Genomic DNA, 20,778 nt, shown 5'->3' on the forward strand with positions numbered 1-20,778 from the left:
ACTGAGGACGGACTTCAATGATCAATGCCCAGTTGTTGTAACTCGGCCAGCATTTTTGTATCGATAAGACTGTCGATGGCAGTGTTGCACGGCAGAATCAGATCCGGTGCAATGGCGGCTAAAGGCACGAGCACAAAGCTGCGCGTTTTCATGCCATAGTGGGGCAATTTTAGTCTAGGAATGTCAATGTTCTCATTACCATACAAGAGTAAATCGAGATCTAAGGTTCTAGGCCCCCAGCGCTCTAGGCGGACTCGTCCTTGGGTGTTTTCAATATGTTGCAGTGCATCGAGTAAGGCTAATGGCATGAGATCAGTATCGAAACTCGCCACCGCGTTAATATAATCGGGTTGCACGACATCGCCCATGGGCGTCGAATGGTAATAGGGAGAAACGACGAGACTATTGCCTAAGGCTAAGGCGGACAATGCCATCACGGCATTGTCCAATTGCGCCTTGGGATCTTTAAGATTTGCGCCTAATGCGACGTAGACGCGGGGCATTATTCAGCCATTTTAACTTTAGGTGTACCACTCGCTTTAGGTGCGCTCGTCGGCGCTGAACCATCGGCATTCGGTGCACGAGGACGGCGACGACGTTGGGTGGCATTACGGTTGCGGTTTGGCGATTTACTGCCGCTACGCGCTATGGCTAAACGTTCTGTTTCATCGGCTTCGACAAATTGTTGCCACCAAGCGGCACTTTTAGCGACATTACCCGCTTCGACTTCGCCCCTGAGTAAGAGTAAATCGTATGCGGCTCTAAACTTAGGGTGTTCCATTAGTTTAAAGGCGCGGGTGCCTTGGCTACGATCGAAGCGTAACTGCAACTGCCAAATGTCTTTTGCCGGCGTACTAAAACGGCGCGGAATACTAATGGTTTGGCATTGCTGCTCCATCACATCGCCCATGGCGGCAAAGAAGGCATCGTATAACGTCAGGCCACTTTCAACGGCAATATCTTCGGCGCGTTGACGCAGTGGATACCAGAGAAGCGCAGCATAGAAGAATGAAGGTGTGACCGGCTTATCTTCGTTAACTCTTTGATCTGTGCTCTTCATGATGGCTTGCACCATTTTCATGGTCGTACCTTTAGGATCATCTTTTAGCAGAGCGGCCACTTGCGGAAACAGCGGCGCGAATAGCTTGTATTCTTGCATCAGTTCGAAGTTGGCTAAGGCTTTGCCTGCAAAGAAGAGTTTTAACACTTCTTCGTACATACGTGCTGCCGGAATATCTTTTAGCAGCGGCGCTAATTGTTTAATCGGCGCGGCTGTGACGGTTTCGATACCCATGTTGAGTTTAGTGGCGAAACGCACTGCCCTTAACATACGCACCGGATCTTCACGGTAACGGGTTTCTGGATCGCCAATTAATCTTAGGGTGCCCGCTTTGAGATCGGCCATACCGCCGCCATAGCTGCGAATCGAGTAATCGCTGATATCGTAATAGAGGGCATTGACGGTAAAGTCGCGGCGCTCGGCATCTTCATCGATTTCGCCATAGACGTTATCGCGCAGCAAACGCCCTTCGGCATTGGCTTTAGAGACTTTCTCATTACTTTCGCCATGGTGACCACGGAAGGTGGCGACTTCAATCACATCGCGACCGAAAACAATGTGCGCTAAGCGGAAACGGCGACCGACAACACGGCAATTACGGAATAATTTTTTGATTTCTTCCGGTGTTGCATTGGTCACTATGTCGAAATCTTTCGGTTCAATCCCTAAGAGTAAATCGCGTACACCGCCGCCGACTAAATAGGCTTTAAAGCCAGATTTATTCAGTCTGTATAATACCTTAAGGGCATTCTCGCTGATTTGTTTGCGCGAGATGGTATGGGCATCTCTTGGTACTAACTCTAAACTCAAAGCACCGGAACTTTGTTCAGGTGTTGTTGGTTCAATCTGAGCTGGAGTCGGAGCGGTCGTTTTAGGCGCGTCTTCAAATAGCTGTTTGCAGAATTGGCTGATACGGCGAAAAATGGGACACCTCGAAATATGATCTGTTATTTGATTAAAAATCTGGCGGCTATCATATACCAAATGCGGCCTAATGAGTATATCAGGGCTCGATCAGTATCTCAGATTGTTGCGGTATAGTGGATAATTGAAACTGATCCACGGCTTGAGCGAGCATTTGCGCCACAGAGCCATGGGTCTCAACGGGTTGTTGGCCTAAAAATGCCAGCGCCGCATTGAGGCTCGCCTGTGGATTAAGTGTATCAATTGCCTGTGCATGATTCTGTTTTGAGAGCTTAAAGCCTTTACTTATGCAGGCGAGTGGCAAGTGCAGCCATTGCGGTGCGGCTAAACCAAAGCTTTGATACAAACTCAGTTGGCGACAACTGGCCTCGATTAAGTCGCAGCCTCGAACCACTTCGGTGACCCCTTGATAAGCATCGTCGAGTACCACGGCCAGTTGATAGGCGTACAGACCATCACTGCGTTTGATGATGAAATCCTCTGCGGCAAAATGGCGATCAACGCAAATATGGCCCATTAGATTGTCATCAAATTCTTGCACTTGCGCCATGTTGACGATTCGCACCGCACCCGACCTAACAAGATTTGCAGACTGGGTTTGTGGCAATCGGTGGCAGCGGCCATCGTAGACGCCGCCCATGGCTTGAATTTGCTTGCGACTACATTGGCAGAAATAGGCTTTATCTTGGGCGAGCAGCGAGTCAATTTGCGCTTGATAAGCTGCTGTGCGCTGGCTTTGATACAGAGGCACATCATCCCACTCAAATCCATAGGCTTCTAAGGTGCGTAAGATATCATCGGCGGCACCTTTGACTTCTCGTGGTGGGTCTATATCTTCGATGCGGATTAGCCATTTACCCTGTAGCGAGCGGGCGCGGAGATAGCTGCCAAGGGCGGCGATAAGCGAGCCAAAGTGCAAGGCACCCGAAGGCGAAGGCGCAAAGCGGCCGACATAGGGCTGGCTGGATAAATCGGAATGTAATGGCTTTGACATAACAACTAGATGGTGTTTTAAAGTCGCGACGGTAAAAGTGGATGTATTTTAGAGGGATGCTAAGAGAAAAGCGAATCGGGGTAAATTGGAGTGAGCTTGGCTTAAGCTCGTCGAGATTACGAGTTGCTAGAAACAAATAGGCGGGGAAATCCCCGCCCAGTATGCTTGATTAACCAGCCATTTGTTTCTCTTTGATCTCTGCAAGCGTTTTACAGTCGATGCATTGATCGGCTGTTGGACGCGCTTCGAGACGGCGGATGCCGATTTCGATACCGCAAGAATCACAGAAGCCGAAATCGTCTTCTTCAATTTTTTGCAGTGTTTTTTCGATTTTTTTGATCAGCTTACGTTCTCTATCGCGAGCACGAAGTTCGAGGCTGAACTCTTCTTCTTGTGCTGCACGGTCAACAGGATCGGGAAAGTTTGCGGCTTCGTCCTGCATGTGGCTAAGAGTACGGTCGACCTCTTCACGCAACTGATTGCGCCAAGCTTCAAGAATTGTCTTGAAGTGACCCAGTTGCTTAGCGTTCATATACTCCTCACCCGGCTTTTCCTGGTAAGGATTTACACCTGCGATAGCGAGTACGCCAAGTTTTTTGGTGCCTTCAGGCATAACGCATCTCCTGTAATCATTTGCGTTTGTAGGGCGTCCTTAAGAACGGCCGCTATCTATAGCAGAATCTTCACATCGAGGCAAACTTTTCATTCTGCTTTGATTGAATTTTTTGACTATGTTCGCTAATTCAAATGAAATCAAATTTAACTCAGCCTTAACATCATACTCGTACATCGCAGGCTTGGGCTAGGTGAATCTCAGTCGGGGACATTTCACAGCGATAGGCTAGCACTTCAACGCCGGCTAACACAGCCATTTTCAGTAACTTAGCATATTCAGGGTCGATATGTGCTGCGGGGGCAACACTGAATATTTCACTGTGCTGCACCACAAATAGCAATACGGCTCTGTGGCCTTGACTCACCATGTGCATCAATTCACGTAAATGTTTTTGACCGCGTAGGCTCACAGCATCAGGAAAATAACCTTGGCCATCCTCGAGCAAAGTACAACTTTTGACTTCTATATAACAGGCGGGTTTTTGAGCACCCTGTAGCAGGATATCGATGCGACTATTTTCATCACCGTATTTGATTTCACGGCTTAGGCTGTCATAACCCGTGAGTTCCTTGATGATACCTTTATTGATGGCTTCTTCGGCTAAGGTGTTCGCCTGACCCGAGTGGATACCGATTAAGCCTGCATCTGGCGTGGTCATCAGTTCCCACGTATGGGCATATTTACGTTTAGGGTTATCAGAGGTAGAAAACCACACGGTTTCACCGGGATACAGGCAATTACGCATAGAACCCGTATTGGGGCAATGTAGTGTGATCTCACTGCCATCGCTTAGCTGCACATCGGCCAGAAAACGCTTATAGCGGCGCAATAAAATGCCCTGTTGTAGTGGCGGTGTAAATTCCATCGGTAGACCTATCTCGGCTGTTCTAGGTCCAAAGCCTAGCAAATTTCGCAAATGTTTACAGATTTTACCTGAGTAACTTCAGCCAATCGCTTTGCGTCATCGCCTGCTAGCAGTAAACTGCCGCCATAAAGTTTGTTCTGATTGCTGATTGATTGTTCTGATTGATTATTCTAAAACGAATCGAAAAATAAGGATCCCTAATGAGTGAACTAAAAGTAACTGAATTGATGAAAGTACAATTAACCAAAGAAGCACCCGCCGCGTACTGGGGCAAGGCTGATGTGACTTATACTGCCGATGGTGCGCAAATTCATTTAGCGGGTGGCGATGAGCTGCGTCAAATTCAAATGGCGGCCCGTAAACTGCGCAGTCAAGGCATTAGCAGTGTGGAATTAGCTGGGCAGTTTTGGGATCTCAATAGCCAATGGGTGTTTGCTCAAGGTTTCGCGACGGCAAAACCGGGCTATCAAATCCATTGGTGTGGTGATGAGTCTGTGCAAGCAGAATTGCAACGTCGACTCGATGTGGCAACCTTTGCCCGTCAACTGATCAACGATACGCCTGAAAACCTGTCGCCAGTGAAGCTTGCCCAACAAGCGGCAAAATGGTTGGCTGACGTTGGTGGCGACAAGGTGAGTTATCGGATTATCGAAGGCGAAGCGCTGCTTGAAGAGCAGTGGATTGGTATCCATGCCGTCGGTCGCGGCAGTGAGCGTCCACCGGCAATGTTAGAGTTAGACTTCAACCCATTAGCCGCTGATGCACCTGTGTCTGTGGCGCTTGTGGGTAAAGGGATTACCTTTGATTCTGGCGGCTACAGCATCAAAGCTTCTGAAGGCATGTTAGGCATGAAATGCGATATGGGCGGCGCGGCGACTGTGACTGCAGCACTTGGTTTAGCGATCAAGTCTGGCCTCAACAAACGCGTTAAACTCTTCTTATGTTGTGCTGAAAACTTGATCAGCGGTCGCGCCTATAAGTTAGGTGACATTCTGACCTACAAAAATGGTGTAACAGTTGAAGTGGTGAACACAGATGCGGAAGGGCGCTTAGTGTTGGCCGATGGCCTACAAGCTGCTTCTGCTACAGGCGCACCTTTTATTATCGATGCAGCGACCCTTACAGGCGCCGCTGTGATGGCGGTGGGTTCTAACTACAACGCGATTTTCTCGCCACAGACGGATGTGTTGCAACTGGCCCAGCAAAAAGCCACGAGTGTTGCCGAGCGCGTATGGCCGCTGCCGCTGGATCCTTGGCACAAAGAAATGTGTCCATCTGCCTATGCTGACACCGCAAACAGCCGCGCAATGAAAGGCGGCGGTGCAGGTGGTGCTTCTAATGCCGCTGGTTTCTTATGGCGTTTCGTGTCACCCGAAGCTAAATGGTTACACGTTGATTTAGCGGGCGCTTTTGAAGATTCAGCTTCTGCCATGTGGGGCGCGGGTGCAACGACCCATGGCGTATTGACTATTAGTGAATTGATTAAAGGCTAAGTCTAGCGCTAAGACTAAATCAGATATGTTAGCTAAGATCCATTAAGGTTCTGTAGCTTTGATTAAAACCGCCTACGGGCGGTTTTTTATTGGTTGAAAGATTAGAACACTCGTTTACTTGGCGTTTTAGCGGCTTCATGGCATGTTATGGCTGAGCATTTTTAATCGGGAAACATGATGATAACTATACGAAAAGCGACGAAAGCGGATGCTCAGGCCTGCTGGGATATCCGCAATGCGGCTATCAATAAGGGCTGCGCTGGATTTTATGATGCGGGCGATCTGGTGATTTGGACCGAGGGCGAACTGACCGAGCAATTTAGCCGTATCGTCGATGCACATTTTTATGTGGCAGAGTTGTCCTATGACGAGTCGCAGCTTAAGACTGTGGTCGGCACTGCCATGTTGGATGAACCCTATGCCCAGTTAGAAGCCTTGTTTGTTTCCCCCAATGCTATGGGGCTAGGTGTCGGTAAAGTGCTGCTACAATTTATTGAAACTATGGCTTTTAATCAGGGGATAGCCCAACTCAGATTGGAGTCAACTTTAAATGCGGTGGATTTCTATCGCCACTGTGGTTTTGGTGGTGAGGGGTTAGAGGAGGAATCTATCTACTGTTCGCCCAGAGGCATAGCCTTAGAGTGTATGGTGATGTATAAAAATCTAGGGCGGTCTTTGGCCTGCTAGGGCGCAGCAAAAAACGCTGCTGCTAGAATCTAGGGCGTTGCTTTGCAGCTGCTAGAACGCCGCGTTGCGGCTACGGATAACGGCACGCAGCAAACTGCTACAGAACGTCACTTTTTGACTTACGATTTATGCAACGGACTTTGCTCTTACGGTGAGCGCAGCGTTCTGTGAGTTTACGAACGTTCTGTTTTCCTAGAATCTAAAGCCTAGAACCTATTTTCTGAGAGGTTGTTGACATACTCAAGGAAATCGACAGAGCAAGTATGAATGTGGAATTAACTCTGAGATTTAGAGTTTAAGCTAAGGTTGCTGACATATTCGAGGGAATCAACAGATCAAGCATAGATGTGGAATTCATTCTTCATAAAAGGTTGCTGACATACTCAAGGGAATCAAGAGATCAAGCATGGATGCGGAATTAACTTATATAGTTTCGTTAAAAAGGTTGCTGACATACTCAAGGAAATCAACAGATCAAGATGGGGGAATTAACTCCCAAGAGTATGCCAACTATCGTTCTTTCGCCTGAAATCCCGATGCCGACAAGATTAGCGCTAGTGGCTTAAATAAAACTTAATCCATTGCAAAAAAAGACTTTATTTCCTTAGCCTTTAGTCAAACTTACCCGTAAATCCTCAAGGTTTCAGTTCGCCTCTGGGGTATTAAGTTGTTGACGTTTTTCCATCAAATCTTTAATCAAAGGCGTGAGGATCAGCTCCATCGCCAGCGACATTTTGCCGCCGGGGACGACGAGTGTGTTGACCCGTGACATAAATGAACCTTGGATCATATTGAGGTAATAGGGGAAGTCGACATTATTGATACCGCGGAAGCGGATCACCACAAAGCTCTCATCTAAGCTCGGAATATCTTTGGCACTAAATGGGTTAGAGGTATCGACCGTCGGTACTCGCTGAAAGTTAATGTGAGTGCGGGAGAACTGTGGCGTCATGTGCTTAATATAGTCGTCCATACTGCGCACAATCGAGCCCATGACTTTTTCACGGCTGTGGCCACGCTCTGAAGTATCGCGGATAATTTTTTGGATCCACTCTAAGTTGACTATGGGCACCATGCCGATCAGCAAGTCCACATGCTGGGCGACATTGGCATCACCAGTAACTACGCCGCCATGTAAGCCTTCGTAGTAGAGCATATCGGTATTTTCAGGTAGTGGTCGCCATTGGGTAAAAGTGCCAGGCATCTGGTTAAAAGGCACTGCCTCATCGAAGGTGTGTAAATAGCTGCGGGTTTCACCTTGGCCTGTGGTGCTGTAATCGCGAAAGCATTGTTCTAAACGAGCAAAGTTATTAGCCTCTGGGCCAAAATAGCTAAGATTGCGGTTTTCAGCTTGGGATTTGCGGATCATGACTTCCATTTCGGCGCGGGTAAAATGATGAAAACTGTCGCCTTCGACAAAGGCGGCGTTGATCCCGAGTTGGCGAAAAATATGGCTAAAGGCGGTGGTCGTCGTGGTGGTTCCCGCGCCTGATGAGCCTGTAACTGCAATAATGGGATGTTTTGCTGACATTTTTTCTACCTAGCTAGGAACCAAAAGAGCCGCTTATGGGGAAGCGATAAAAACGCGAGTACTATTTATACGGTACAGAGATAGGACTGGTCAATCTTGCTGCTGTGCTATTTGTTCCGCTGAACGTATGGCGAAGGATTCATCGTCTTCACTGTACTCTAATTTTAGCTTACCTTGTTTAAGTGCTTGTTGACATTGGACTATAGCCTGAGCAAGCTCCTGTTCATCGAGACTGGCAAAGCTGCCATCCTCCACTTGACCGAAGAGATATTCGCGGATCACATTGGCGAGCGTTTCCTTGGGGAGTTGTAACAGGGTTTCATAGGGAATGAGCATCGGTGTTTCCTTGAGTGATATTGTCGCCGTTGATTGGGTCTACGCTAAGTGGGTCAACACTTTGATCGCCGAGTAAAAAATGTAAAATCCGTCGCTCAAGGTAGAAGCGCGGTTTCCAAGGTGTACCGCCTTCAATAAAGCCGACATGGCCGCCATAGGGATGCAGTTCGTATTCCACATAGCCCGACAATTGACTTGATTGGGGGATCACTTCATCGGTCATAAAGGGATCGTCCTTAGCATGTATGATGAGCGTCGGTTTAGTTATGCGGCTGACAAAGGGTAAGCCACTGGCACGCGTATAGTAATCGTCGACGCCGTCAAAGCCGTGTAATGGCGCTGTGACTTTATCGTCAAAATCATAGAAGGTATTTAAACGGTCGACCTGTGACTGGCTCAACGGCATAGAGATGGCTAAGTCGGGATCATTCAGTTTATGGCTTATCTTCTGTTGCAACTGTTTGATTAAATAGCTTTGATACACCTTTGAAAAGCCATTTTCCAAGCGTTTAGCGCAAGCTGACAATTGCAGCGGCGCCGAGACAACCACAGCGCGGGCTAATAAACTATCATCCTGATATTCGCCTTGATACTTAGTCAGTACATTGCCGCCTAAACTGTAACCTACGGCTAATAAGGGCGATTGTGGATACGCGCTTTTCAGTGTCGATAGACTAAACTGTAAATCGTCCGTGTCACCACTGTGATAACTGCGGGCGAGGCGATTGGCCTCACCCGAACAACTTCTGTGATGGTGCACGACGGCTGCGAGTTGCTGTTCTTTACAGGCTTGCAGTATCCGCCGCGCATAATGGGACTGCGCACTTCCTTCTAAGCCGTGGATGATCACCACGATCGGTTTGCCAGATTGTGGAACATCCTGCCAATCTAAATCGATAAAATCGCCATCGGGTAACTCTAAGCGCTGCCGCTGTAATGCTGGTTTGGCCACTTTAGTGAATACGGGTAAAATCGTTTGTATATGGGGACTCTTGGCCCACCAAGGTGGCATAAAGGAATTTGGCATAGATGTTTATCTTGATATCGGCTATTGCTGAAAATTAAAACGTGTGTTTAATTTATACCCAAACCAACTCAAAATGCTGAAATTCGTATTTTGAGGTCGCTTGGGTATAAACTCGCGGCCATTGTAGCACAATTGTTTTTTATGCTGATATTTAGGCCGACATTTAGGTTGATAATTAGGAGATAGAGATGAAGCGACGAACCTTTATAATGGGCGCGTTTGCCGGTACGGCGGCGTTAGCCTTAGGGGTTAATCTCTATTCTCCTGAGTTTAGTTTGCCCGAGGATAGCGAAGGCAAAGATTATCGTTTGTTGTTTAGCGTGCTTTTGCCTGTGATGCTCGACGGCGCCTTGCCTGATGTGGCCATCCATAAGTTGGCGGCGCAAAACCGCACTTTAGATGCCATCAAACAGTCGATTGCTGTGTTACCCGATGAGCAGCAAACCGAGTTATTTGAACTGCTCGATATGCTCGAAAATCGTCTTGGTTTACTGGTACTCACCTCGAGCATGACGCCGCTATTGATGCGCTCTCCCGCCGAGTTAACTGATATGTTAGAAACCTGGCGCCACAGTTATTTTGCTTTGTTACAAACGGCTTATCTTGGATTGCGGGAATTAGTGATGGCAAGTTACTACGCTTGTCCTGAGCACTGGAGCCGCCTGCATTATGCCAAGCCTGAACTGTTCAAATAGCGAGTCCATTTTTAACCTAATCAAACGCCGAATAATAAGCATCTTACCCGCGACAGTGGAGCACTCAAGTTGGCAATCATAGATCCTATAGTGAATGGTTTAAACTCTGGTTGGTTGCACACTGATGCGAGCCAATTGCAAGAAAACCAGCAGTTTGAAGCCGATGTGATTATTGTCGGCACGGGTGCTGGCGGCGGTGTGGCGGCCGAAATCCTCACCCAAGCAGGGCTAAGCGTGATCATGATTGAGGCGGGGCCGCTAAAATCCTCCAGCGATTTTAATATGGAAGAGCGGGTCGCTTATCCCAACTTGTATCAACAAGCCGCGGCGATGAAAACCGCCGATAAGGCGATTGGCATTTTTCAAGGCCGCGCAGTCGGTGGCTCAACCACAGTTAACTGGACCACTTCTATTCGCACGCCGACCGAGGCGTTAGCTTTTTGGGCGCAACATAAATCGGTTGCTGGGCTTAATCGCGAGAGCTTAGACCCTTGGTTTGAGCAAATGGAACAACGGCTCAACATTCATGAATGGAATTATGAGCCTAATCGCAATAATGCCGCCCTGAAGCAAGGTTGTATCAATCTTGGCTGGGAATACACTGTGATTAAACGCAATGTGGCGGGTTGCTGGAATACCGGCTATTGCGGCATGGGTTGTCCGGTCAATGCGAAGCAATCTATGCTAGTCACCACGATTCCCGCGGCACTTGAGAAAGGCGCGAAGCTGATCAGTCGCGCTAAAGTGACTAAGATTGAGCACCATAATGGTCAAGTGTTTGCGTTAAAGGCGCAGGCGTTGGATGTGAATTTACGACCCACTGACGTTGAGCTGTTATTTAAGGCTAAACATTATATTTTGAGTGCAGGTGCTATCCATACACCGACGATTTTGATGCGTTCGCAAGTGCCCGATCCCCACCAACTTTTGGGTAAACGCACCTTTTTACATCCTACTTTGTTATCCGGCGGCGTATTTGCCGATTCGATCAATGGCCATAGCGGTGCGCCGCAATCTATCTATTCCGATGAATTTGTGTGGAACAATGGCGCCGATGGTGAGCTGGGTTATAAACTCGAAGTGCCGCCAGTGCACCCGATTTTAATTGCCTCTAAAACCTTAGGTTATGGTACGAGTCATGCTGAGTTAATGTCACAGTTCAACCAGTTACAAGTGACTATCGCTTTGATCCGCGATGGCTATCATCCCGACAGTCAAGGCGGTGAAGTACACTTAACGGATAAGGGTTTTGCTTTAGATTATCCGCTGACCGATGCCTTTTGGCGGGCCGCGAGACGCGCTTTTGCCAGTATGGCGGAGTTACAATTCTCGGCTGGCGCCTTAAAAGTGTTGCCGATCAGCGATGGTATGCCTTACTTGTCCTCGTGGAAAGACGCCAAAGAGAGCATTGCGCAGATGTCACTCGCGCCGCTGCGCACTATCGTTGCATCGGCCCATGTGATGGGCGGTTGTCCCTTCGGCGAAGATGAAAAGCTTTCTATGGTCAACAGTTATGGTCAGTCGCACTATTTAGAAAATTTATCTGTAATGGATGGCTCTATCTTCCCGACCAGCCTTGGCGCTAACCCGCAGCTATCGATTTATGGCATCACGGCACGTAATGCCACCGCACTCGCACAGAAGCTCACTGACGGTAAAGCCTGATGTTATCTTATCAAAATGCAGCTTAGCTTGATAAAGCTTGATGGGGTGTGAATGTCTGAAAACATATTACGGGAAGGTGGTTGCTTATGCGGCGCGATTCGTTATCAGATTGAAGGTGAACCCTTTGATGCGGATTATTGCCACTGCCGTTCGTGCCAAAAAAGCACGGGATCTGCATTTGGGGCTTGGATGGATTTTAAACTCAGCCAAGTGATTTGGCTTAAAGGTCAGGTGACAGAGTTTGCATCGTCTGAGTTTATTCGCCGTGGATTTTGTGACAAGTGCGGTACATCGTTAACTTACCGGCATACTCAATATCCTGATTATTCGACCTTGAGCATAGCGAGTCTGGACGATGCTAACCAAGTTCAGCCTAAGTACCATATTTATACTGAGAGTCAGCTGAACTGGTTGGTGATCAAGGATGACTGTGAACGCTATCCGCAAGGCCGCAGCCGTTAGCGGCTCTGATGATCATAGCGTTAATTTGATTTAGCTTATTATTGCTTTTATGTGATTGATTTAAAATGATTTGTTTAGATTGAATCAGGGCGCAATGAGGCCGATTTCGTTGGCGTCAATGTCACTGAGTCCAAACAGGCTTAAGTAGCTCACTAGATTTGTCGCTTGGCCGTTTGGGCTGAGTTCATTGAGTTTATTCAAGATGGTTCGCTGCGCTTTACGTTCCATCATCAGCTCAACAGCGAGCATCTGCTGATACTCTTGCTCATTCAGGCTGGATTTAGCGAGTTTACGTAATTTGCGATAGGGCGTGAGAAACCTTTCATCCCATTCACCTACAGCATTCATCAGCGTTTGCCATTGGTCTGTGCTGTATTGCTGCGGCCCAGACACATCCATAGTGATATCTAAATATTGTGCCAGTAGCAGTAGATTGACGTTCACCTGACAGCTATTTTGCAATTCGAGACAGAGCGCTTTGTTTTGCGCATAGCTCATATCACACCATTGCCAGAGTTGACTGTCGAACTGGGTTAAAACCGCCATACTATTTCCTTGTATTGCCGCTGCTACTGACTTTTATGTAAAAGAACGCTGGAGTTATTGTTGCTCCATGACCTCTTGCTCCATTGCATCTATCTCTTCTTGCAACTCGAGCCATTGCATTTCACTGTCTTCTAAGGTTTGCGTCAAGCTCGTTCGCTCGGTTAATACCGAGGTTAGCTTGGCTTTGTTATCTTGATCATACAATTCGCTATCGGCCAGCAAGTGTTCTAGCTCGGCGAGGCGTTCGCTCAGCTTTTGTTGCTCGGTTTCTAACTTAGTTTGTTTGCGCTTGAGCGGCGATACCTTTTGGCGGATCTCGGCCTCGAGGCGTTTCTGTATCTTCTTATCGGCCGCAGGTTTGATCTCGTCGCTGGTGCTGTTTTGATTCGAGTTGGCTTTCGCCGCATCGAGCAACCATTGGTGATAATCGTCTAAGTCGCCGTCGAAGGCGCGTACTTCACCTTGATCCACCAGATAGTAATCGCTACAGGTTAATCGCAGTAAATGCCTATCATGCGAGACGACAACCATAGCGCCTTCAAAGGTTTGCAATGCCATTGTCAGGGCGTGGCGCATCTCTAAGTCTAAATGGTTGGTGGGTTCATCGAGCAGCAATAGGTTAGGGCGTTGCCAAACTAATAGCGCCAACACTAAACGGGCTTTCTCGCCGCCAGAAAAGGGGCGCACAGGTGAAAGCGCCATATCGCCGTTAAAACCAAAACCGCCTAAGAAGTTGCGTAGCTCTTGCTCTCTGGCATTAGGAGCCAGACGCACTAAATGCTGCATCGGCGTATCGTCGAGGCGCAAAAATTCAATTTGATGCTGGGCAAAGTAACCGATATTGACGCCAGGATTAGGTTCATACAAACCTGTCATTGGCGATAATTGACCCGATAACAGCTTGATTAATGTCGATTTACCTGCGCCGTTACGGCCGAGTAAACCAATGCGGGCACCCGGCACTAAGTTTAAATGCACCTTGCTCAGGATTGGCTTATCGCTATAACCGATAGCGACTTGCTCCATCTTAATCAGTGGATTGGGCAGGGCTTCTGGGGCGCGAAACTCCATATAAAATGGGCTATCGGCTTGAGACGGCAACAACTCAGTCATGCGCTCTAGCGCCTTTAAGCGGCTCTGCGCTTGTTTGGCTTTACTCGCCTTATAACGGAAACGGTCAACGAAGGACTGCATGTGCGCACGTTCTTTTTGTTGGCGTTCGAAGGCGACCTGTTGTTGCGACATACGTTCGGCACGAATGCGCTCAAAGGCACTGTAATTGCCTTTGTAGAAATTGAGTTTTTGATTTTCAACGTGGACGATTTCATCAACGATTTCATCGATAAAGTCCCTATCATGGCTGATTAAAATCAGCGTGCCTTGATAGGACTTAATCCAACCTTCGAGCCAGTACATGGTATCTAAGTCCAAGTGGTTGGTTGGTTCGTCGAGGAGCAATAAGTCAGAGCGGCACAGCAGCGCTTGGGCTAAGTTGAGGCGCATACGCCAACCACCCGAAAAGCTTTTTACTGGATTGCTTTGCTCGGCTTCACTAAAGCCCAGACCCGCTAACAATGAACCCGCGCGCGAATGAATCGCATAACCACCGATAGCGTCGATTTTGCCGTGTAAGAGTGCGATGGCATTGCCGTCGTTATCTTCTTGGGCCTTGTGTAATAGGGCTTCTAATTGACGATATTCGCTATCGCCATCGATCACATATTCCAGTGCCGAGACGTCGAGCGCAGGGGTTTCTTGGGCCACAGTGGCAATTTGCCAGCCAGAAGGCAGACTAAATTCACCTTTATCTAGGCTTAAGTGACCTAAAATTAATGCGAGCAGTGAAGATTTGCCTGTGCCGTTAGCACCGACTAAACCGACCTTATGGCCGGGATAAATCGTAAGAGAGGTCTCATCTAGCAGGGTTTTGCTGCCACGGATTAATTGCGCTTGGTTGATGCTGATCATTAACTACAACTTGGTTAGAACGTAAATTCGTCAGGGCACAGATAATAGCGTACAACCCCGTATCAAACCACAGCCTGACCCGATAACTCGGACAATTATTCGACTTTTCAGGATGATCTTTAGCGAATCGCATCACATCGACCTAAGGCCTCATACTTTCAGGTAACACTGGCATTCAATCATCAGTGTGGCAAAATAGCGCCAATTTCTTCGGCCGAGTCCCTTGGCCCTGCTATCTGGTCCTTTATCTATTATGACAAACACTAAAATCAAAAAGCGTTTCGTAGCCGGTGCTAAGTGCCCAAAATGCAGCGCCAAAGACAGCATTTTACTCTACAAAGAAAACGGCATCGAAACCGTTGAATGCACAGAGTGTGATTACCGTGAACAGCAAACCGATGAAAAGGTGGCAGAAAAAGCCACAGGTGCTGTGATAGGGGTGTTTAAGCCGGATTAGGTTGAAGATTTAATTCAATTGGGTTGCTTCGGCTGAGGACGCCTGTCCTATCTCTTATTTTTCCGTTTGTAGCTTTGCGAGTAAAAGGTGCGCAAATCATTAACCACTCGCAATTAGCTCAAGTTCATTGAAACGGTCTGAGTTAGATAATTGAAACGGTCTGAGTTAGATATTAGAAATGGTAGCCTAAGCATTGGGTACGTTTATGACCGCTGACCTTAAACATCACAACACTTTTACCATAAAGAATTTACTGCCGGTTTCAGGGTAGGCTTGTTGTATCCATTGTACGCGATAGCCGTGGCGCTCATAGAAGGGCTTAGCTTGGAAATCTAAGGTATCGAGTAGGGCAAATTGGCAGCCGCGCGCTTTTGCTTGGCTTTCTGCTTTTAATAGCAAGTGCGTGCCGATACTTTGGTGTCTTAAAGAATCATCGACCCACAGATAATCGATTAACAACCAATTGCCGAAGGTTTTACCGCTGATCCCTGCTAACAGTTTACCTTCGGAGTCCTGTAGTTTGAGTCCGAGATTTTTACGGCTAAGCCCCTGCCATTGAACTTGGTTGAACTCGACAATTTTTTGTTTTACAGCGTCGGTGAACTCGGTTGATTCATCGTTAATTAAGCTTAAATTCATCGTCACTTCTCGTTTGATTTTTTATGATGTTAGCTCTGAATATCTAGGCTGATAGGCATTGGTATGCCGTCAAGGATTAGGGTAAACTAGCGCCTTTGTCACTGGCCATAAGTATCGTAATGGAAACTTTTTACAGTCTATATCCTGCGGTTAAACATCTGCATTTTACCTTTATCGCGTTGAGCGTGTTACTGCTTACCGTTCGCTTTGTCCTGCATCTGCGCCAATCGGCTCTGATGGAGAAGAAGCTGCTCAAGATAGCGCCCCATGTTATCGACACTTTCCTGCTGCTGTCGGGCTTAACTTTGTGTTTTATGATCCAGCAATTTCCTTTTGTGGATCCTTGGATGACCGAAAAAATCGGTGCTGTAGTTGCTTACATTGTCCTAGGCGCCATTGCCATAAAAGCAAACAGAAACAAATTGTTCAAAGTGTTTGCTTACTTAGGCGCGATAGGTTGGTTGGTTTATGCTGCTAAATTGGCTCATTTTAAACAAGCGGTATTATTGGGTTAATGGGTAACTACACTCTGCAAGATGGCATTTCATTGCCCGAGTCGGCATTGGATGTAGGTGCGCACCTTGGATTTTCTAAACTTGAAGCCGCTAAATGGGCTTGGTTTGAAATGGCGGGAGCCGTATTAAGTCATTACTTGGTTGATCAACAACAGCGTTTTAATGCGCTGTTGCATTGGTTTTACGAGGATTTAGGTTTTTGTGTTCGTGAGAACTACTTCAGTACAGAGGCGGCAGATTTAGGTACTTGCTTAATTAGTCGCCAAGGTAATAGTACAACGCTGGCGACGGTATTGATGTTGCTGGCAAAGCAGTTAGATCTTGAACTCGAACCCATATTGCTACCTGGCAATACGGTGCTGCGTTGTAAGATTGGCGGTGAAGTGAGTTATTTGGATCCTTTAACGGGCAAGGAACTCACCCGTCACCAGTTGCACGTGTTAGTGCGCGGCGAGTTAGGTAATGCTGCTGAACTTAAGGCAAGTTACTTAAAGCCTGCAACGGTGAAAAAACTGCTGACGCGTATGCTGCATGAGCTTAAGGCGGGTTGCATAGTGTCGCATCAATTTGAGGCAGCGATGGAGTGTTGCAGCCTGCTGTTGCAATGGCATGTTGACGATGTGCATTTGAATCGTGAGCGGGCGTTTATTGCACAGCAGTTGGGTTGTATTAATGTGGCCGCCGCCGATCTGCAGCATTTTGTTGATAATAGTCCTCACGATCCCGTGATCGAGATAGTGAAGATGCAGCTCAAAGAATTAAACGAACACGCCGAGGTTTATCACTAAAGCAGAGCCTTTCGGGGCTCTTCTTATTTATTCAACTTTTATTAACGAATTCAATCCGCAAAAATAATAACACTGGGCAGATGGAAGTTTGACCCAGGGACTTAAAAGTTAAGTCTCTAATAAAAATAATAACTGTATCAATAGGGAGAAATTAGCATGACAAGCACGGCTTTAGTGACGAACGATGCCACGGCGTTAGGAATACTCGCGACAATTCTAGGTTTTGTATTTTATACCAGTAGCAGTAGTCATCCTTTTTGGCAGAAGTTTTATCGTTTTATTCCCGCCCTTTTATTGTGCTATTTCTTGCCATCGTTATTGAATACCTTTGGGGTAATCGATGGTAATACCTCACAACTGTATTTTGTGGCATCCCGTTATTTGCTGCCAGCTTGTTTAGTCTTATTGATTTTAAGCGTAGATTTAAAAGCTATTTTAAGTTTAGGGCCGAAAGCTTTGATCATGTTTTTAACCGGCACTGTCGGTATCGTTATCGGCGGCCCTATCGCCTTGTTGCTGGTGTCGGTTATTGAACCTTCTTTAATTGGGGTCGATGGCCCCGATGCGGTATGGCGTGGTATGACGACCTTAGCGGGGAGCTGGATTGGTGGGGGCGCAAACCAAGCTGCAATGAAAGAAATTTATGACGTGGGCGGTAATATTTTCTCTGTGATGGTGACAGTCGATGTGATAGTCGCCAATATTTGGATGGCAGTACTGCTGTTTCTGGCCTCAAAAGCGAAAGAGATCGATGCTAAAACCGGTGCGGATACTTCTGCTATTGAAGCGTTAAAAGATAAAGTTGAAAAGTATCACGCTGAAAATGCACGCATTCCTAATCTGCGCGATCTTATGCTGATTGTCGCTGTAGGCTTTGGTATCACAGGTATTGCTCATATCGCCGCTGATTTTCTGGGGCCATTTTTTGAAGTGAACTATCCTTGGACTGCAGATTACAGTTTAACCTCTAAATTTTTCTGGCTAGTGGTGATAGTCACAACGATTGGTTTGGCGATGTCATTCAGTCCAGTGCGTCATTTAGAGGCGGCGGGGGCATCAAAAGTGGCTTCAGCCTTCCTTTACATCTTAGTTGCGACCATTGGTCTACATATGGATGTGAGTAAGGTGCTCGATACGCCATTGTACTTTTTAATTGGTATTGTGTGGATGATAGTTCACGCAAGCTTTATGTTATTGGTGGCTAAGCTGATTAAAGCCCCGTTATTTTATATGGCCGTAGGCAGCCAAGCGAATGTGGGTGGCGCTGCGTCAGCCCCTGTAGTTGCGGCGGCATTTCACCCCGCTTTAGCACCCGTGGGCGTACTGTTAGCCGTATTAGGTTATGCGTTAGGAACCTATATGGCATGGATTTGTGGTCAAATTTTACAGTTAGTTGCGGTATAACCGCCTTAGCTCCTATTCACCGCTGGGAAAGGTTCCAGCATTTTAGAGAGAAGTTGCGATGAGTAATAAAATCATAAACCTAGGTTCAATCGAGATTGCCAACGATAAACCTTTCGTGTTGTTTGGTGGCATGAACGTGCTTGAGTCTCGCGATCTCGCTATGTCGATTGCTGAAACCTATGCCGAAGTGACTCAAAAGCTGGGGATCCCTTATATATTTAAGGCGTCTTTTGATAAGGCGAATCGTTCTTCGATTAACTCTTACCGCGGTCCAGGTATGGAGGAAGGCTTAAAGATTTTTGAAGAGATTAAAAAGACCTTTAATTTACCTTTGATCACCGACGTGCATGAAGTGCATCAGTGTGCGCCAGTGGCAGAAGTAGTTGATATTATTCAGTTACCTGCATTTCTAGCACGCCAGACTGATTTAGTTGTCGCGATGGCAAAAACTGGCGCTATCATCAATGTGAAAAAGCCACAGTTTTTAGCACCACATGAAATGCGCCATATCATCACTAAGTTTAACGAAGCGGGTAATGACGAGATCATCCTGTGTGAACGTGGTTCAAGCTTTGGATATAACAACTTAGTCGTTGATATGTTGGGTATGGACGAGATGAAGCAATCTGGCTATCCGGTGATTTTCGATGCGACCCATGCGCTGCAACGCCCTGGTGGTCGTGCAGATTCAGCGGGTGGACGTCGCGCACAGGCGACCGAGTTAGCGCGCAGTGGTATGGCGCTGGGTTTAGCGGGTCTATTCATTGAGGCGCACCCTGATCCTGATAACGCTAAGTGTGATGGCCCATGTGCGCTGCCTTTGCATCAGTTAGAAAATTATCTGAAGCAAATGAAAGCGATCGACGATTTGGTTAAATCCTTCGAGCCAATCGATACCAGTAAGTAATCGCAAGCTAAGACTTAATGAATTAGTGACTTAATCCTAAAGCCTCGACTCGTTCGGGGCTTTTGTTTTTCAGTCGAGGAATGTGATTGGTATAGCCCCGTAGCTATCTGAAACATTAATGTTTTATGATGGGCTTTGCCTAACAATCTTGTTTTTATAGCCGACCAGATTCTTTACGGAATACCTTTATGTGGATCTTACTCACTTTGCTGGCGGCATTTATGCAGGCTTGGCGTAATGCGTTTCAAAGCCAGCTGAGTGAAGAAGTGAGTGTTGCGGGCGTGACCTTAGCGCGTTTTATTTGGGCTGGGCCGATTGCCGCCGTGTATTTGGCGAGCTTATATCTTTGGCAGGATGTCGGAATCCCCGATTTTAGCGACCGTTTTATCGGTTTTATTCTCGGAGCATCGGCGATGCAAATTCTCGCGACGGGCTTGATGGTGAAATTGTTCAAGCAACAGAACTTTGCCGTTGGTGCTGGGCTAGCCAAGAGTGAAGCTGTGGTCGCGGCGATCTTAGGCACAGTGTTTTTTGGGACGCATTTATCCCTTTTAGGTTGGTCGGGAGTGTTGTTGGGTGGTGTGGCAATTTTTCTCATGAGTGCCAAACAAGGCCTGCGAAGTCTGTCGCTCAATACGGTATTGATTGGTTTAGCCTGTGGTACTTCGTTTGCGCTGACATCGCTTTGGGTACGAGAAGCGAGTTTATGTTTGAATATTGGTTTCCCCCATAGCGCAGCTTGGGTGTTGCTATTTGTGATAGGCCTACAAACTTTGCTGTTAGTCAGTTATTTGTTGCTTAAGGATAAATTTACGCTGATAGCATTATGGCAACGACCTAAGTTGACTTTACTGACAAGCATCGCCAGTTGTTTAGGTTCTATCGGTTGGTTTAGTGCTATGTCGTTGCAGGCTGTGCCCTATGTTAAAACCTTAGGTCAAGTTGAAGTTTTCTTTATGATCTTGATTGCCACCTTTTGGCTGAAGGAAAAAGTAAAGATAAAAGATATGCTAGGGTTAGTCTTGATCGCTATTGCCGCCATTTTGGTGATGTGGGAATAGACTAAATTAATAGAAGGTATGCTGGTTTTTTAGACTAAAATAGAACTCGATTCAGTGTGTTTATATCAAGCAAACATTCGCTGAGATACAAATATACACACGTCTTACTCCATCGATTTTGATACTATTTTTAACCGA

Annotated in this window: 22 protein-coding genes; 11 read left to right on the top strand and 11 right to left on the bottom strand. The window is 47.0% G+C overall.

Annotated features, from left to right (window positions below; all coding sequences use genetic code 11):
* Positions 1–14 precede the first annotated feature (14 nt).
* The 5 genes from folK to sfsA all read right to left on the bottom strand — a co-directional run bounded on the left by folK (position 15) and on the right by sfsA (position 4,459).
* Positions 15–503, bottom strand: a complete 489-nt coding sequence (folK, locus tag L5M28_RS14060; protein ID WP_263203659.1) for a 2-amino-4-hydroxy-6-hydroxymethyldihydropteridine diphosphokinase — start codon at positions 501–503, stop codon at positions 15–17.
* Positions 503–2,044 (bottom strand): polynucleotide adenylyltransferase PcnB, encoded by a 1,542-nt coding sequence (locus L5M28_RS14065; RefSeq protein WP_263203660.1) that lies wholly within the window; start codon positions 2,042–2,044, stop codon positions 503–505. The genes folK and L5M28_RS14065 overlap by 1 nt, the downstream gene beginning before the upstream one ends.
* Positions 2,045–2,063: 19 nt before the next feature.
* Positions 2,064–2,978, bottom strand: a complete 915-nt coding sequence (gluQRS, locus tag L5M28_RS14070) for a tRNA glutamyl-Q(34) synthetase GluQRS (RefSeq protein WP_263145351.1) — start codon at positions 2,976–2,978, stop codon at positions 2,064–2,066.
* Between the two features lie 169 nt (positions 2,979–3,147).
* Positions 3,148–3,591 carry an RNA polymerase-binding protein DksA gene (gene dksA / locus L5M28_RS14075; RefSeq protein WP_006082967.1) on the bottom strand — a complete coding sequence of 148 codons (444 nt, stop codon included), beginning with the start codon at positions 3,589–3,591 and terminating at the stop codon, positions 3,148–3,150.
* 163 nt (positions 3,592–3,754) lie between these two features.
* Complete coding sequence (sfsA, locus tag L5M28_RS14080) at positions 3,755–4,459, bottom strand: DNA/RNA nuclease SfsA (protein WP_263203661.1); 705 nt, start codon at positions 4,457–4,459, stop codon at positions 3,755–3,757.
* 200 nt (positions 4,460–4,659) lie between these two features.
* Here sfsA and pepB point away from each other — a divergent pair, with 200 nt between their 5' ends.
* Positions 4,660–5,952: an aminopeptidase PepB gene (pepB, locus tag L5M28_RS14085; RefSeq protein ID WP_263203662.1), complete on the top strand. Its 1,293-nt coding sequence runs from the start codon at positions 4,660–4,662 to the stop codon at positions 5,950–5,952.
* A 177-nt stretch (positions 5,953–6,129) separates the two neighbouring features.
* Complete coding sequence (locus tag L5M28_RS14090) at positions 6,130–6,639, top strand: GNAT family N-acetyltransferase (RefSeq protein WP_263203664.1); 510 nt, start codon at positions 6,130–6,132, stop codon at positions 6,637–6,639.
* Between the two features lie 643 nt (positions 6,640–7,282).
* Here the strand turns inward: L5M28_RS14090 and L5M28_RS14095 are convergent.
* The 3 genes from L5M28_RS14095 to L5M28_RS14105 all read right to left on the bottom strand — a co-directional run bounded on the left by L5M28_RS14095 (position 7,283) and on the right by L5M28_RS14105 (position 9,533).
* Positions 7,283–8,170: a phosphoribulokinase gene (locus L5M28_RS14095; protein ID WP_011847692.1), complete on the bottom strand. Its 888-nt coding sequence runs from the start codon at positions 8,168–8,170 to the stop codon at positions 7,283–7,285.
* A gap of 90 nt (positions 8,171–8,260) precedes the next feature.
* Positions 8,261–8,506 carry a YheU family protein gene (locus L5M28_RS14100; RefSeq protein WP_173246707.1) on the bottom strand — a complete coding sequence of 82 codons (246 nt, stop codon included), beginning with the start codon at positions 8,504–8,506 and terminating at the stop codon, positions 8,261–8,263.
* On the bottom strand, positions 8,490–9,533 hold the full coding sequence (locus tag L5M28_RS14105; protein ID WP_263203666.1) for a hydrolase: 1,044 nt from the start codon (positions 9,531–9,533) through the stop codon (positions 8,490–8,492). Before L5M28_RS14105 ends, L5M28_RS14100 begins: the two co-directional genes overlap by 17 nt.
* A 188-nt stretch (positions 9,534–9,721) precedes the next feature.
* Between L5M28_RS14105 and L5M28_RS14110 the strand changes: the two genes are divergently transcribed.
* The 3 genes from L5M28_RS14110 (at position 9,722) to L5M28_RS14120 (ending at position 12,355) form a co-directional block, all read left to right on the top strand.
* Positions 9,722–10,228 carry a TAT leader-containing periplasmic protein gene (locus L5M28_RS14110; RefSeq protein ID WP_105251529.1) on the top strand — a complete coding sequence of 169 codons (507 nt, stop codon included), beginning with the start codon at positions 9,722–9,724 and terminating at the stop codon, positions 10,226–10,228.
* A gap of 69 nt (positions 10,229–10,297) precedes the next feature.
* Positions 10,298–11,893, top strand: a complete 1,596-nt coding sequence (locus tag L5M28_RS14115) for a GMC family oxidoreductase (protein WP_263203668.1) — start codon at positions 10,298–10,300, stop codon at positions 11,891–11,893.
* A gap of 51 nt (positions 11,894–11,944) precedes the next feature.
* Complete coding sequence (locus tag L5M28_RS14120; RefSeq protein WP_263203669.1) at positions 11,945–12,355, top strand: GFA family protein; 411 nt, start codon at positions 11,945–11,947, stop codon at positions 12,353–12,355.
* Positions 12,356–12,439: 84 nt separating this feature from the next.
* On the opposite strand, the gene L5M28_RS14125 is transcribed toward L5M28_RS14120, so the two are convergent.
* Both L5M28_RS14125 and L5M28_RS14130 read right to left on the bottom strand, forming a co-directional pair.
* Positions 12,440–12,901: a TIGR02444 family protein gene (locus L5M28_RS14125; protein ID WP_263203671.1), complete on the bottom strand. Its 462-nt coding sequence runs from the start codon at positions 12,899–12,901 to the stop codon at positions 12,440–12,442.
* A 54-nt stretch (positions 12,902–12,955) separates the two neighbouring features.
* On the bottom strand, positions 12,956–14,869 hold the full coding sequence (locus L5M28_RS14130; protein WP_263145330.1) for an ABC transporter ATP-binding protein: 1,914 nt from the start codon (positions 14,867–14,869) through the stop codon (positions 12,956–12,958).
* Between the two features lie 253 nt (positions 14,870–15,122).
* Here L5M28_RS14130 and L5M28_RS14135 point away from each other — a divergent pair, with 253 nt between their 5' ends.
* Positions 15,123–15,326, top strand: coding sequence for a YheV family putative zinc ribbon protein (locus L5M28_RS14135; protein WP_011788205.1), 204 nt, complete (start codon positions 15,123–15,125; stop codon positions 15,324–15,326).
* A gap of 225 nt (positions 15,327–15,551) precedes the next feature.
* Here L5M28_RS14135 and L5M28_RS14140 read toward each other — a convergent pair whose 3' ends face one another.
* Positions 15,552–15,965, bottom strand: a complete 414-nt coding sequence (locus tag L5M28_RS14140) for a GNAT family N-acetyltransferase (protein WP_263198109.1) — start codon at positions 15,963–15,965, stop codon at positions 15,552–15,554.
* 119 nt (positions 15,966–16,084) lie between these two features.
* On the opposite strand from L5M28_RS14140, the gene L5M28_RS14145 reads away from it, so the two are divergent.
* The 5 genes from L5M28_RS14145 to L5M28_RS14165 all read left to right on the top strand — a co-directional run bounded on the left by L5M28_RS14145 (position 16,085) and on the right by L5M28_RS14165 (position 20,640).
* Positions 16,085–16,480, top strand: coding sequence for a SirB2 family protein (locus tag L5M28_RS14145; protein WP_006080263.1), 396 nt, complete (start codon positions 16,085–16,087; stop codon positions 16,478–16,480).
* Positions 16,480–17,268, top strand: coding sequence for a SirB1 family protein (locus tag L5M28_RS14150; RefSeq protein ID WP_105250146.1), 789 nt, complete (start codon positions 16,480–16,482; stop codon positions 17,266–17,268). The genes L5M28_RS14145 and L5M28_RS14150 overlap by 1 nt, the downstream gene beginning before the upstream one ends.
* A gap of 156 nt (positions 17,269–17,424) precedes the next feature.
* Positions 17,425–18,672, top strand: a complete 1,248-nt coding sequence (locus L5M28_RS14155) for a DUF819 domain-containing protein (protein WP_105250145.1) — start codon at positions 17,425–17,427, stop codon at positions 18,670–18,672.
* Between the two features lie 58 nt (positions 18,673–18,730).
* Positions 18,731–19,579: a 3-deoxy-8-phosphooctulonate synthase gene (gene kdsA / locus L5M28_RS14160; protein WP_105250144.1), complete on the top strand. Its 849-nt coding sequence runs from the start codon at positions 18,731–18,733 to the stop codon at positions 19,577–19,579.
* 188 nt (positions 19,580–19,767) lie between these two features.
* The gene (locus L5M28_RS14165; RefSeq protein ID WP_263198107.1) at positions 19,768–20,640 is read left to right on the top strand and encodes a DMT family transporter; all 873 of its coding nucleotides are present in this window, start codon (positions 19,768–19,770) and stop codon (positions 20,638–20,640) included.
* Positions 20,641–20,778: the final 138 nt, after the last annotated feature.

Origin of the sequence: Shewanella sp. SW32, assembly GCF_025653365.1 — a bacterium.
GTDB lineage: Bacteria > Pseudomonadota > Gammaproteobacteria > Enterobacterales > Shewanellaceae > Shewanella > Shewanella oncorhynchi.

What these genes read in the sequence shown, in the direction of transcription:
- L5M28_RS14100 (WP_173246707.1), bottom strand. Translation starts at nt 8,506, where the DNA reads ATGCTCATTCCCTATGAAACCCTGTTACAACTCCCCAAGGAAACGCTC.
- L5M28_RS14110 (WP_105251529.1), top strand. Translation starts at nt 9,722, where the DNA reads ATGAAGCGACGAACCTTTATAATGGGCGCGTTTGCCGGTACGGCGGCG.
- L5M28_RS14150 (WP_105250146.1), top strand. Translation starts at nt 16,480, where the DNA reads ATGGGTAACTACACTCTGCAAGATGGCATTTCATTGCCCGAGTCGGCA.
- L5M28_RS14090 (WP_263203664.1), top strand. Translation starts at nt 6,130, where the DNA reads ATGATAACTATACGAAAAGCGACGAAAGCGGATGCTCAGGCCTGCTGG.
- gluQRS (WP_263145351.1), bottom strand. Translation starts at nt 2,978, where the DNA reads ATGTCAAAGCCATTACATTCCGATTTATCCAGCCAGCCCTATGTCGGC.
- L5M28_RS14095 (WP_011847692.1), bottom strand. Translation starts at nt 8,170, where the DNA reads ATGTCAGCAAAACATCCCATTATTGCAGTTACAGGCTCATCAGGCGCG.
- L5M28_RS14135 (WP_011788205.1), top strand. Translation starts at nt 15,123, where the DNA reads ATGACAAACACTAAAATCAAAAAGCGTTTCGTAGCCGGTGCTAAGTGC.
- pepB (WP_263203662.1), top strand. Translation starts at nt 4,660, where the DNA reads ATGAGTGAACTAAAAGTAACTGAATTGATGAAAGTACAATTAACCAAA.
- L5M28_RS14155 (WP_105250145.1), top strand. Translation starts at nt 17,425, where the DNA reads ATGACAAGCACGGCTTTAGTGACGAACGATGCCACGGCGTTAGGAATA.
- L5M28_RS14145 (WP_006080263.1), top strand. Translation starts at nt 16,085, where the DNA reads ATGGAAACTTTTTACAGTCTATATCCTGCGGTTAAACATCTGCATTTT.
- L5M28_RS14140 (WP_263198109.1), bottom strand. Translation starts at nt 15,965, where the DNA reads ATGAATTTAAGCTTAATTAACGATGAATCAACCGAGTTCACCGACGCT.
- sfsA (WP_263203661.1), bottom strand. Translation starts at nt 4,459, where the DNA reads ATGGAATTTACACCGCCACTACAACAGGGCATTTTATTGCGCCGCTAT.
- dksA (WP_006082967.1), bottom strand. Translation starts at nt 3,591, where the DNA reads ATGCCTGAAGGCACCAAAAAACTTGGCGTACTCGCTATCGCAGGTGTA.
- L5M28_RS14105 (WP_263203666.1), bottom strand. Translation starts at nt 9,533, where the DNA reads ATGCCAAATTCCTTTATGCCACCTTGGTGGGCCAAGAGTCCCCATATA.
- L5M28_RS14165 (WP_263198107.1), top strand. Translation starts at nt 19,768, where the DNA reads ATGTGGATCTTACTCACTTTGCTGGCGGCATTTATGCAGGCTTGGCGT.
- kdsA (WP_105250144.1), top strand. Translation starts at nt 18,731, where the DNA reads ATGAGTAATAAAATCATAAACCTAGGTTCAATCGAGATTGCCAACGAT.
- L5M28_RS14120 (WP_263203669.1), top strand. Translation starts at nt 11,945, where the DNA reads ATGTCTGAAAACATATTACGGGAAGGTGGTTGCTTATGCGGCGCGATT.
- folK (WP_263203659.1), bottom strand. Translation starts at nt 503, where the DNA reads ATGCCCCGCGTCTACGTCGCATTAGGCGCAAATCTTAAAGATCCCAAG.
- L5M28_RS14125 (WP_263203671.1), bottom strand. Translation starts at nt 12,901, where the DNA reads ATGGCGGTTTTAACCCAGTTCGACAGTCAACTCTGGCAATGGTGTGAT.
- L5M28_RS14130 (WP_263145330.1), bottom strand. Translation starts at nt 14,869, where the DNA reads ATGATCAGCATCAACCAAGCGCAATTAATCCGTGGCAGCAAAACCCTG.